The following is a 12,248-nucleotide window of genomic DNA, read 5'->3' on the forward strand; positions in this document are numbered from 1 at the left end:
CAGTGCGCCAGGCCAAGTTGCCAGCTCGAGTCCATCCAACGGGTGTCCTTCTCATTACGAGGAGGACACTCAGCGTGTCGCCCGCTTGCATGAGGCCCTTCTGGTTGCGCGGCCCCTGTCACCACCGACCAGGATTCTCATGCTTCTCGACCGTTTCGCACCACGACCTGCACCACGGATAGGAGCAAAGGCAGCCTGGCGGGTACAGGCATTAGTTGATCGATTTTCGCTCTCTGCGGGTCTTCTCGATGCGGTGGGCTTCGAGAGTGTGGCCGGTCGCACGATCGTGCCCGTCCAGAGCGCGCGAGGGACAAGTAGCACCTCGCGGGCCACGTCAGCGCCGCACCGCTCGGGTGTGGAGCGCGCTGTTTCGTTGAGGACTATGCAAAGACCTAGCGGCTGGCAAAGATGCAGTAAGGGCGGCGGTTCGTTCTATCGAGCCCGTTGCGGGCAATCCATCGCCGGGGGGCGTGAGTGAAGACTGCAGGTCCGTTCCAGCGTGCATTGAGTCACTTGGCGAAGAGGTTGACAGAGGGGCTGCCGCCTGGCCGCAACAAACCCGAGAGGTCGATCGGTCGTGCACGGCCCCAAGCGCGGGAGCATCGCGCCAGGCGCCGACCAGGTCGGGCTGCATCCGCACGCTTGGCACGTCAAAGCGCTTCCGCGCTAGCGGGGCGCAAGCGAAGGTCTAGTCCCTCTCGTGCCTCGTCGCTGCCATTCGGGCGCATCGCGATCCTGTCTATCCTCGCTGCTGGGACAATCTTTCTCGCCGGACCGTTGTTCACCCCCTCCAAATCGATTGACGGGATGGATGTCGGTAGATTCACCTTAATCACTGAAACCAATGAAGTTTCTGCCGCCGGCGTATTCGGCGGACTGTCAGCCGACATCAACGCGACCTCAGAAGGAGCGGAGCTTCAGATAGAGATTCCCCCTGCTGGAAAAGTCTGGATCATCATTGAGAAGGCCAAGACGCGACGTTATGTTGGTTTTGAGCAGGAATGTATTGGATACACAGGCCGCCCGAGACAAATAACCTCGACTGGCTTGCCCTCTTGGATCAAACCCTCATCAGCTTGGCGAGGGGCGTCGACTCAAATTCTGGAATTTCCCAATATCGATGGCGGCGCCGGGACGGTCAGTTGCTATGCTGATCGCTGGGAGCGCGGCGGCGCAACGACTGAGATTTTGCGCATGCCGAGCATTGAATTCATCACCAAGCTTCGAGCAACTTCCGGGCCATCTCCCAGCCCACCAGACACCTGCAGGGCAGCGGATGCCAGTCAAAGCATCCAACTCCCCGTGGGAGCCAGCATCCTTGCTTCTAAAGCCGCTCCGGACTTCACCGTCGTCGGCCGGACTGCGAACCGCGACGTTCCGTGCGAGATCGGACCAGTCGCAGACGACTATCTCACCCCTCCTGATGATCCGATCGAAGAAGACTACGATCTGCGGCCGACTTACCTCTCGTCGGACGAACCCGAGATTGACCCAGATGCGGTCTTCGTGGGCTGGCCCGGCGCCGTTGTGTCAGTCACGGACCAGCAGGCGCAAGCAGCTCTGGTTAGCCGCGGGTTGCTGGCGGGTGCCGGCCTTGGAGTGACGCTCCAACTCACTTTGGACACAGTTCTGACCATTCGGCGCCTCCGAGTCCCCCGACGCGTCGCCCGAATCTTGACGCCATCTCGCAGTCGAATTCTCGTCGGAATCTCTCTCACCGCTTTGGGCGTCGCTACCCTACATGCCTCCACTCCGGTGATTTACAGAGATTTTGTCGAGCCGACGACAGCGGACGACTACGGCGCGATCGTGTGGCGCGTCGAGGCGCGAAGCGCCACGACCACAGTTGTCGCCGCACTGATGATCTTCTTGGGCACAGTCGGAATCATATTGATTCGGCGACGGCGTCTCTGGCTAGCGGCAGTATTTAGCACCGCGCTTGCCTCCGTCATTGGTGCGTCAATATACATAACATCGCGAAACTACTACGTGACGGCGGCGATCCTCGGCCTTACCCCTTTGGTGATTCTCAAAGAACTGTTAGTGCAGGCGCGATGGCCGATACTGCGATGCCTCGTAGGAATAGTCGCCCTCGCTGCAACGATTGTATTTGCGCTGAGATATTTTGAGTTCTTCGACATCATTTCGTGGACATTGGCTCTGCTGGCTGGTGTCGCCTATACGATTTCTGGTTTTCCAGCAAGGATAATCCCCGAGGCAACGACGGACCGGTGCGCCGCTGCAGCACTGGCTGGGATCGGCCTCGCGATCGCCTCGAGCGGCGTCGGCGTGCCACTCGGCCTGGCTGTCGCTTTCGCCGGCGCGACGGTCGCTGCCACTCACCGACGACAGTTCGATATGGCGTGACTCACCGAGATGCTATCCCCATCACGCCATCGCAGCCTCCGATCCCACTGAGGGGAGGACAAAATGTCGAAGGCACGGCGTGTAGCCGCAGCAGTTTTGTTGTGCGGTACGACGGTTTTGGGGATCTCCAACAGAAGCTACGGTGCCCGCCCCCGCTGTCGACGTGGAGGTCGTCAGACTCCCGCGCCCACATGTGGAGGCGGCGGCCTCGGTCCGGCGCGCCGTGATATGCAGCTCGACGTACGGAGCCGGGTCGCGGTACCAGGCGCCGTCGTCAGGGCGTTCGCTCGTCTCGGTGAAGCGCAGGTTCAAGATCGCAGCATGCCAACTCGCCACATCACCAGCGAGATTCCGCGCGAGCCGGCCCTGCTCGACGGCGTCCCAGACCGAGCTGTGGTCAGCGGCTGAGCCAGGAAGTCGGTCAATCGTTTGCCTTTCCTTTTTGTCCTCGTTCGTTGGAAGGCGCGCTTCGGGCCGAGCCGACAGTGACAACCGCAACAACCTTCCAGTCGATCACTCGTTCGTGCCGCGGGTCAGAGACCGGGCAATCGCGGTGTCCTGCCATCCGGGCTCTGCTACTCGAGGTGCTGGCTTTCGGCGCCGCCGCGCTGCCGTTGGTCGTGCGAGTCGGTATGCCGTTCGGGCCGGTGCGTTGTTCGGGAGCAGCCGAGGCGGGACGTCCACTCGCGGAGGCGGCGGAGTGCCAGGTCCAGCTCGCGGTGGAAGGTGATGGGCTCTGAGGGTGATGCCTCGTCGTGGAAGCAGCCCTCCCAAAGGGTGCGGAGTGCGGACAGTTCCTCGATGAGGCTGCCGTGCTGCGACCAGCACGTTGGGATCATCTTGTGGTCGAGCAGGTATCGCTGGATCACCCAGTCGGTCCAGAGTTGGAGTCTGTCGACTTCGGCCTTCAGGACGGACGGGTCTGAGAGGTCCCGCCACCGCACGACTGCCGGATCGGAGAATTCATCGAGGTCGGCGAAGGCGTCACCGCTGAACACCGCGACCGCCGTTCGCTCGGATGCTCTCCCGAATCGCTTGGGCGTCGGGCCTGTCCGTCCACGGTCTCAGCTTGAGCAGGATCGGCGGCGCCGTACGGGCCAGGAGGACTCCGGTGCCGAACGGCAGCGTCCGGATCACGTCCGGGGACAGAACAGGCAGCCGCCGGGTGCTGGTCGACCAGGTGCACCCGCCGTCCGGCCCACGGCTCCAGTTGCGGAGTTCTTCGTCTCGTTCACCGCAGACCGCAGAGAGGTCTTGGAGATCTCGGGGTTGTGCGGAGCCGCCGAGGACGAGGCGCAGGGTGGCGGCGTCCCACATGGCTGCGGCGGCTTGTTCGCCCCAGCGGTCTCGGGCTTGGGCCAGGGACTGGATGACGACGAGGGTGGAGATGCCGGAGCCGCCGCCGTCGGCCATGAGGGACGGCAGGGACGGGACGGCGCAGAGGTTGGCGATTTCGTCGAGGACGAGGGACAGCGGGGGTTCCATGCGGCCTCCTGGTTGGTGGGCTGCGATTTGGCGGGCGGTTTCGGTGATGTCTTCGAGGAGGGCGGCGATGAAGGCCGACGTGGCGCTGGCGCCGGCTCCGGTGCCGAGGAGGTAGATGGTGCCGTTGTCGGCGAGGAAGGTTTTGGGGTCGAGGCCTTCGCCGGGTGGTGGGTCGAAGGCTCGACGTACGGCGGGGTCGGCTAGGGCCGAGAGGGCGGAGCGGACGCCGGCCCAGATGGCGTCGCGGGTGCGGCCGTCCATGCGGACGATGCCGTCGAGAGTGTCGCCCCAACCCTCGGCGGCCTCGGTGGAGTGGTTGAGGATAGTGACGGCCTCGATGGCCGAGGCTGGCTCGAGGCCCCAACGGTAGAGACGGTCGATACCGGTGTCGTCGAGGGCGGCCGCGTGGAGGAGGCCGCGCAGGGCCATCTCGGTCTGCCCGTGCCAGAAAGCGCCGTCGCTGACGCCACCTTTGGCGAAGCCGGCGCCGGCGGCCAAGCCGGCGGCGCGGACGATGGCGGTGGTGGGGTTTTCGCAGCCGCGGACCGGTGACCAGCGCAGGCCTTCGACTTTGCCGAGGCCTTGGGGATCGAAGACTGCGACCGGGCCGACCTTCTCGCGGAGGCCGATGGTGGCGACGAGGTTGTCGGGGCGGGTGGAGGTGGTGACGACGGCGCCGGGGGCGTCGAGGATGGCGTTGATGATGTGGCGGAGGCCCTTGCCGGAGCGTGGTGGGCCGACGTCGATCACGGAGTCTTCGACGGAGGCCCAGGCTTCGCGGCCGTGGGAGGTGCCGATGAGGGTGCCGACATCTCCGGGTTGGGGTTTGGTGATGGTTGGTCGGGCGGCGCGGCCGCGGCGTACAACCTGGCGGCGTCCGACGGCGTGCTGGACGTCGGCGCGGGTGGCCAGCCCTGGACGGGCGGCGAGGCGTCTGGCTCGGCTGCGGGTGCCTGCGCCGTGGTGTTGGCGAAACTGTGAGTAGGGGGCGCCGAGGGTCAGCGGTATGGCGACCATGACCGCGACGATCGCCCAGTAGAGCACCGGTCCGAATGGTTCCTGGGGCAGACCGAAGACTAGGGCAGGGTGTGCGGGGTCGATCAGGACGCCGAGAGCTGACGCGGCGGGGGTGGAGATCCAGTGGCCGGTAGTGATGAGGCTGCACAGGCCGCCGACGGTGCGCAGCGTCAGCGCTGCGCCTGCCGCGGCGAGGAGGCTCAGGATGCCGAAGTCCGTGGTGGTGAGTCCTGAGGTCTTGTTCGCCATCGCTACATCCGCGCATCGGTGTCGAAGAGTTCGACCTCGCGGGCGTGGCGCACGAGCTGGACTACGAACGACCGGTCGGGCAGGCGCCAGAGAGCGCGGCCTTTGGGGAGTTTCGCGATGGTGGCGATCTCGACGTCGGTGAGGCCGAGCAGGGTGGCGGTGCGGGCGAGCTGGTCGGGTTCTTGGCGCAGGATGATGCGGGTGGAACAGTCGGCGAGCAGGCCTTCGGCGAGAGCGCGTGCTTCGGAGCCGAGGTCACCGACTGCGGCGAGGTCGGACAGGCGGTGGATGATGAGGACGTTGGAGACTCCCCACGCGCGCGATAGCTTCCACTGCTCTTGCATCCGCCGAAGGAGGGCTGGGTCTCGCATGACGCGCCAGCCTTCGTCGTACACGATGAAGCGCTGACCGCCGGCGGGGTCGGAGACCGCGGCTTCCATCCAGGACGACGCGCAGGCCAGCGCGAGGCGCAGGGCGTGGTCGTTGCCGCCGGAGCCGATCCGGGAGGAGTCGAGCGTAACCATCGGCAAGGCGGGATCGAACTCGGTCGTTGACGGACCGTCGAACATCCCGGATAGGTCGCCGTGGACCAGTCGCCGGATCGCGTGGGCGACTTCCCGGCCGTCGTCGCCGACAGCTGCTGCCTGGAGGCCGAGTCGTTGGGCGCGGTCGGGGTCGGGGCCGAAGAGCGCCGCGACGACGTTAGGGATCGTCGGGACGGCACGGGCGGCGGTCGCAGTCTCCAGGGCGAGGTCGAGCGAGGTGTGCTCGATGGCGCTCATCGGTCGCCCGAGGGTGGACTCGGCGAGGGTGCCGAGCAGAGCACGGCGACGTGACCACACGACCTTATGCCACTCGTCAGCCTGTACGGCGGCCGGGCGGGTGCCGGCGTCGAGCGGGTTGAGGCGCGTCGGCAGGCCGGGGCCGAGTTGAATGGCGACTCCCCCGACGGCTTCGGCGACCGCGCTCCATTCCCCCTTCGGGTCGCAGGGGACGTAGGCGCTGTGGCCGAGGGCGATCGAGCGAGTGATGAACGCTTTCGCTGTCGTGGATTTGCCGCTGCCGATAACTCCGGCGAGCAGCAGGTTGGGGTTGGTGATGACCTTCGATTGGTAGAGCACCCACGGGTCGTAGACGAACGAGCCGCCGCTGAAGACGTCGGACCCGATGTAGGTGCCGTCGGCCCCTAGTCCGCCTTCAGCGAGGAAAGGGTAGGCGATTCGCAGGATCCTGGTCGTCGCCCGGTGCGCGTCGACCAGCAGCGGCAGCCTGTGGCGCGCGTCGTACGGACGTCGCTCAAGATCCGTCGATGAAGCAATCTCATCCTTGTCCGGCGCGCTCCTGCGGTCCGTGCGTGAACTGGCTCGGAGGGCTTCGGCGGCTCGGCGGCCGGCCCGGCGGGCCGCGCGGTCGAGTCCAGCGGGTTCGTACTGCGCGACGGCGCGCTGTCCACGGATCCTCATCGCAGCCCCGCCCCGAACGGCATCGTGGTCGCGAGGAAGCCGTCGAGCTGCTGACCGACCAGGCGGCGCATGTCGATCAGTGCGCGTGCCGCAGCAATCTCCATCTCCGTGCACGCCTCGTCGAGCTTCTCGTCGGTGTCGGCCGAGACGGCGAGCAGCCCAATCCAGCGCACATCGCCGTGGCCCGCGGCCAGGTCCCTCGCCCGCTGGACCACGTCCGCGTCGACCTGGCGATCCTCCTCGGTTTCGAGCCGGCCGATCTTGCGGCGGGTGGCCCGCTCGGTGATGCGATCGACCTGGTGGCGGCGGGCTTCGCGTAGCGCCTTGGCGATCGGGATCGGCTGGAGGACCAGCGAGAAGGTCCGCCGTACGCCGGGCTTCAGCAGCAACGGCCCGAGGAACGAGGCGGTCGCCTTCACCCGTGGCCACTCGGTGACGATGTAGACGCGGTGCAGCGAGGAGTCGGTGCGGAGCTGGTCCCAGCCGGCGTCGATCGCGAGCGGACCGGCACCCGAAGGGTCCAGCGCATGGATGCTCGGCACGGTGCGGGTTGCCGCCGGGTCGAAGGCAACCCGCAGACTCATCGCGAGCTCGGGTGCGTTCAGCCAACACCCGGCGACGCCTGCGGCGGCGAGAGCGAGCTGGAAGCCGCGGGCTTCAGCGTCCAGGACGGTCATAGCGCCGGTGATCCCGCCGCCGTGCTTGCGGACTTCTCTGCCGACGGCGTCGAGGTTGAGGGAGAACGCGAAGAGCGTCTCGTGCTTGGCCGGCGCCGGAGCGGCGTGCCGAAGGAGATCCTGGTAGATCGCCCCGGCCGGCTGATTCGGGTCGAGGCCACGCTGCTGCGCCCAGCTGGTCAGGCCGTCGCCGGGATCCGGCAACGTCCGCTCGAGGATCTGAGCGCGGGCGATCCGGCTGCTCTGGCACAGACCTGCGATCAGCTGCCCGTACGCCGTAACGCGGCGATCCTGCTCGTCGGTGTTCTGCAGCAGGTGGGCCGGCCCCTCAATCCGGGCGACCGCAGTCAGACGCCGACGCCGCGGATCGTGGACCGCGGCAATCGCAGCCTCGGTGTCCAGGACGCGTAGCACGCCCTCGCTACCAGGCAGGTGCAAGGATCCATGAGCCGTCGGCCGCGTGAAGGTCGCACGCTAGGACTGCCGCTTCCGAGCGATCCGTACGACATGCGCACCCCGAAGCAGCAACCAGCGGTACGACGGCAGCTCTTCGACGCGGACCAGCGCGATCAGGGCGCAGCCGATCGCGAGGATGAACGCGACCATCCGCACGCCGCCCGCGTCGGTGGTGATGGTCAGCACGACCAGGACCACCGCGACCGCCAGGAGGGCGACCTGGGTGGGACGGAGTCCGAGCAGGACGGTGTTGCGTTCTGGTCTGGGGAAGCGCGTCGCCAGGGTGGTCATGCGCGGTCCTCTCCGTTGGTGGTGTCTGACGGGTCGCTTGGCGCCTGGCCTACGCCCGGGCCGTCGACGGAGACCTCGCTGGTTGAGATCGCGATCGCGGTAGCGCCGTCGCCGGCGTCACGCTGTGCTGGGGCAGCAGTTGGCTGATCACTCGTCTGTGCGGCCTCGGCGTCGCCGTCGGAGCGATCGCCGCCACTGGGCCGGTCTGCGTCGCTCGCCAGTTCCGATGCGTCGGCCTCTGCGCGGTCGATGATCGCCTCGTCTTCCGCGACGTGGTCGGCATCCACGCCGCCGACGGGATCCTCTTCTTTGTCCTGCGATGAGCCGAAGTGCTCGGCTCCCCAGTGCTGTGCCTTCTCGACGCCCTCGCGCGCGGCCGTGGTACCGGCGGAGCCGAGCTGGATCGCGCGAGCGGCGGCATGGCTCTGGTCGCCGGCCCAGTGGATGAACGAGAACGTGGCGGCCGGAGCGAAGGCAGCCATCGCGACAAGCAGTACACCGGCCAGGAACGTGCTGAAGTTCGCTGGGGCGTTGCCCTGGTCCGCGGCGCCGGTCGCGGACAGGCCGAGCGCGAAGACCACCGCCATCGCGATCTTCGAGAACAGCAGCGCTCCGACGACCTCGATCCATCGGCGCAGCCAGTGCCTGGTCGACGACCAAGTCCAGCTCGCCATAGCGATCGGCGCGAACACGACGAACGCGACCAGCGCCACCTCGCGCAGCAGCAGAACGAAGTACAGCGCGAACAACGCCAGCAGTGCGAGCAGTACGGCGATCAGCAGGAAGCCGCCCAGCGAAGCCACGGTGAGCAGCGTGCTGATGTCGGTCAGCCGCTTCATGCCATCTGCGGTGGCCTCGTTGCCCAGGATCGCGAGCGAGATCTCGTCCGCGATCGCACCGCATGAACTGATCACCGCTACGGCCAGTGGTACTCCCGCCGTACCGATGAGCGCACCTGCCAATGCTCGTCCCAGCTTGCGCGGCTCCCGGTGGACGACAGCTGAGATGCACTGCAGGACGAACAGGGCGACGAGGATCGGCAGCGAGATCGTGGTTATGAGGTTGAGGTTCTTGGTCCACCAGCCCTGGTCGAAACGCGGCGTCGTACCGGTGCTGAAGGTGCTGAAGACCGTTGCTGCGAGGTCGCCCAGGCCGTTGGCGGTCCACTTGAGGAACGATTCCCAGACCGAGTTCGCCGCGGAGTTGCCGACGTCGGAGACCACGCAGCTGACAGGGTTGATGAGGCAGTCCGACCAGCTCATCGGGTCAACCGATGCTGATGCCGATGAAGAACCGGATGATGCTGTTGGCCGAGCTGATCAGGATCGCGGCACCGGCCGCGATCAGGCAGCCGACCTTGCCGCGCCCTGCCATGTGAGCGTTCTGGTTGATGCCGCCGAGTGCCCAGGCCGCCGCCGAGATGACCAGGCCGGCGACGCAAGCGATCAGGCCGAAGGTGACGAGTGCGCCGGCCATCTGCTTGAGCGCGGGCAAACCGGGCAGGCCGTTCGAGTTCGGGCTGACGCCGGGATCTTGTGAGGCGATGGCAATGATTCTGTTGTGCATCGGCGCGATGAAGCTGAGCATCGTGTGACCCTTCTCCGGCCGCGGGGGTCGGGAGGTTGTTCTGGTTCAGGAGTAGATCGGGGGTGACCAGCCGAGGTACGTCGCGCCCCAGGTGGTCTCGACGGCGGCCAGGTCGACGAGGTAGACGCCGCCCTCGCCAGGGAACTGGTCGCCGATGTCGTTGGATACGATGCGGCCGTTGCCGACGTACACGGCGACGTGCCCGTACGGGCCCGCGGTCGCCCAGAAGACGAGCGCGCCCGGTGGCGGTTGACGATCGCGGTGAGCGTTGCCGGCCGCAACCATCCGAAACCATTGCTCCGAAGCGGAGGCGTATCCCGCCCGCGGGCGGCCCCAGATGTTGGCGGCGAGCCGGGCACACAGCTGGTAGTAGCCGGACTGTCCGACCAAACTCATCGCTCTCGCGATCGCAGCTTCCGCGCCCGGCAGGCCTGCGGCATCGCCCGGCGGAGGCTCTGACCCGCAGGCGAGCCCGCCGTCGGCGGAGCCGACGAGCTCCACCGCGCGGCGGTAATTGGCACGGTAGTTCGATCCGTCGCTGAACGCCGAGCGCTGCACCGTTTGCGCAGCGAGCCAGGGCTGCATGTCCTGCCAGCCCTGCACCTTGAGCAGCGCCGTGTAGAACAGGCCCGATGCGCCGGCCGGATCCATTCGCACCTCGAGCGGTCCCCACCCGTTGCGCTGCTGGAACAGCCCGCGCGAGTCGGGGCCGGCCTCGTCGCCGTGCGCGACGTTCCGCAGAGACGACTCGGTCATCGCGGTCATCACCGCGATGACCTGCCCGTCGGCACCGGCCTGGAACTGGGCGCCGGTAGCAACGATCACCGCAAGGTTCGACCGCTGCTCCGCGTCCAGCCCCGGCCCAGCACCTGGTGGCAGCGCGCAGTCCGGCGTCACCACCCCTCCCCTGCCCACTGCCACCGCCGGAACGACAGCAACCGCAGCCGCGAGGCACGCAGCGGCAGCCTTCAGGATCACAGTGGCCCTTCGGTCGTTGCCGACCAGAATCGGCACTCCGGCGTACAGACAACGGCAACGGTCACCGACCGCTGAGCGACCCGCGGGCGTCCGTCGACCTCGACGTCTTGCTGCCCGCGGACGACGAAGCCGTGCCAACCCGGAGGCGTCTGCGGACCGCTCTCCAGCCTCACCAGCTCAGGTGTCGTCACAGCGGTCACCCCGGTAGCCGTCGCCGTGCTGCCGTGCAACTGCAACTGCTCCCACTGCCCGAAGTCGGGCAGCATGCTCGCCGCGATCCGTGGGCCGCCGGAATCCATCGGATCGGCGAAGAGCTTCACCGCGTCCTGCCAGTCGAAGTACACGTGCCGGCCCGTGTCGTAGGTCCAGATCGCGGCCGCGTACGCCGTCGCGTACACCTTCGGATCCGTGGTCGACGGCCGGCGCCACGCCTCCAGCTGAGCCGGCCCGTCGTCAACTGCCGCCGTCGCCTGGGGATCAGTACCCTGCGGCGAGTCTGGCTCGCCGTGCCAGCGAACAACGACCGCGAACACGACCACGCCTGCCGCGACGACCGCCGCGATCAGGCCCTTCCAGCGAAGAATCGTTGCCATGTCAGTTTGCACCTCCGGGTCGCCGCGCGAGCCGCCGCTGCAGGGATGCCTCGACCGGGGTCGGGATGATCCACAGAGCGCGCAGCACGCGCAGGTAGAGCCGGGCCTGCCAGCGGTAGTACCGGACAAGCCAGTGAGTACGTCGGGACCGAGAAGTCGTCATGCGATCTCAACGGCTGAGCGATCGGCGGTTTGCACTACGCCGTACGAGCCAGCCCCGGCGCCGGTGGCTCGACAACCGAGAACTGGGTGATCACTCCCCTGGCTCCGGTGCGTCCGCCGGAGAATGCCGTGTCCCGACCGGCCGCCGCCTGCAGCCACCTACGGACGACGCGGTCCTGGAAGACCTCGTCGGGCGACTGTCCCTTGACCAGGCGCGCCAGCGCCGACGGATTCGCCGCGCCGCCACGCAGCAGCCACGCCACCCCCTCCGCTTGGCTCGACGGGAGGCCTGCCCGCTGCAGCCTCGAGCGGATGGCCGACCGGTCGAGGCGGTGCCCCTCGGTACTCAGCAAGATCAGCCGCCGGGCCATCCGCGCAGGCATCCCTGCGTTCTGCAGCTCTGCGGCGATCAGGTCAAGATGCCGGCCCAGGGCCGTCGGACGCCGTTCGTCCATCCGGTCAGGAACGACCTGGACGATCGGGTGCCGCTCACGACGCAGCGCCTCGGCCCGAACCGCGTCCTTCAGTCGCCACCGGACGACATTTGCGAGATAGCCCCACGTCGCGCCACCCGCCGGCCGAGTCACCGCAAGGCTTCTGCACCGCTCCCAGGCGATCACCCGAGCTCGCTGCTCGGCCTCCTCGGAACCCAACGCCGCCTTGGTGCGGCTGGGGACCGAGGCAACGATCCGCTCCTCGATCCCCCGCGCCAACCGATCCGCCGGCCCCACGGCCCAGCCCGACTCGACCACTGCACTCAGAAGCTGCTCAAGTTCGACAGTCATTCCTGCTCCATTCGCGATCCTCGACTACTGATGAGGCAAATCTCGCGATCGGAACGTGGAGAAAGAACCTGGACGACGGGCTCCAGGATTCCTGGAATTCGTCAGGAGCGGATGGTCACGGAGCAGCAGTCAAGAGAA

The 12,248-nt window shown here is 67.1% G+C and carries 10 protein-coding genes and 1 pseudogene; 1 reads left to right on the forward strand and 10 read right to left on the reverse strand.

Going from position 1 to position 12,248, the window contains the following annotated elements; translation table 11 throughout:
• Window positions 1–807: 807 nt before the first annotated feature.
• Window positions 808–2,367 carry a hypothetical protein gene (locus ACZ6Z4_RS13860; RefSeq protein WP_465562574.1) on the forward strand — a complete coding sequence of 520 codons (1,560 nt, stop codon included), beginning with the start codon at window positions 808–810 and terminating at the stop codon, window positions 2,365–2,367.
• Between the two features lie 575 nt (window positions 2,368–2,942).
• On the opposite strand, the gene ACZ6Z4_RS13865 is transcribed toward ACZ6Z4_RS13860, so the two are convergent.
• The 10 genes and pseudogenes from ACZ6Z4_RS13865 to ACZ6Z4_RS13910 form a co-directional block, all read right to left on the reverse strand.
• Window positions 2,943–3,365 (reverse strand): hypothetical protein, encoded by a 423-nt coding sequence (locus ACZ6Z4_RS13865; protein WP_465562576.1) that lies wholly within the window; start codon window positions 3,363–3,365, stop codon window positions 2,943–2,945.
• On the reverse strand, window positions 3,352–5,118 hold the full coding sequence (locus ACZ6Z4_RS13870) for a type IV secretory system conjugative DNA transfer family protein (protein WP_465562577.1): 1,767 nt from the start codon (window positions 5,116–5,118) through the stop codon (window positions 3,352–3,354). The genes ACZ6Z4_RS13865 and ACZ6Z4_RS13870 overlap by 14 nt, the downstream gene beginning before the upstream one ends.
• 2 nt (window positions 5,119–5,120) lie before the next feature.
• The gene (locus tag ACZ6Z4_RS13875) at window positions 5,121–6,239 is read right to left on the reverse strand and encodes an ATP-binding protein (protein WP_465562579.1); all 1,119 of its coding nucleotides are present in this window, start codon (window positions 6,237–6,239) and stop codon (window positions 5,121–5,123) included.
• 338 nt (window positions 6,240–6,577) lie between these two features.
• Window positions 6,578–7,711 (reverse strand): annotated as a pseudogene (locus ACZ6Z4_RS13880) (SCO6880 family protein); the annotation flags it as partial.
• Window positions 7,712–7,732: 21 nt separating this feature from the next.
• A complete protein-coding gene (locus ACZ6Z4_RS13885; protein WP_465562580.1) occupies window positions 7,733–8,005 on the reverse strand; it encodes a hypothetical protein in 273 nt (90 codons plus the stop codon).
• A complete protein-coding gene (locus ACZ6Z4_RS13890) occupies window positions 8,002–9,267 on the reverse strand; it encodes a hypothetical protein (protein WP_465562582.1) in 1,266 nt (421 codons plus the stop codon). Before ACZ6Z4_RS13890 ends, ACZ6Z4_RS13885 begins: the two co-directional genes overlap by 4 nt.
• 4 nt (window positions 9,268–9,271) lie before the next feature.
• Window positions 9,272–9,592 carry a DUF6112 family protein gene (locus ACZ6Z4_RS13895; RefSeq protein WP_465562584.1) on the reverse strand — a complete coding sequence of 107 codons (321 nt, stop codon included), beginning with the start codon at window positions 9,590–9,592 and terminating at the stop codon, window positions 9,272–9,274.
• Between the two features lie 45 nt (window positions 9,593–9,637).
• A complete protein-coding gene (locus ACZ6Z4_RS13900) occupies window positions 9,638–10,489 on the reverse strand; it encodes a CHAP domain-containing protein (protein WP_465562585.1) in 852 nt (283 codons plus the stop codon).
• A gap of 77 nt (window positions 10,490–10,566) precedes the next feature.
• Entirely contained in the window at window positions 10,567–11,163 is a 597-nt protein-coding gene (locus ACZ6Z4_RS13905) for a hypothetical protein (protein WP_465562586.1), read from the reverse strand.
• A 197-nt stretch (window positions 11,164–11,360) separates the two neighbouring features.
• Entirely contained in the window at window positions 11,361–12,110 is a 750-nt protein-coding gene (locus tag ACZ6Z4_RS13910) for a hypothetical protein (protein WP_465562588.1), read from the reverse strand.
• Window positions 12,111–12,248 lie beyond the last annotated feature (138 nt).

The organism is Kribbella sp. NPDC104740, from assembly GCF_055583505.1.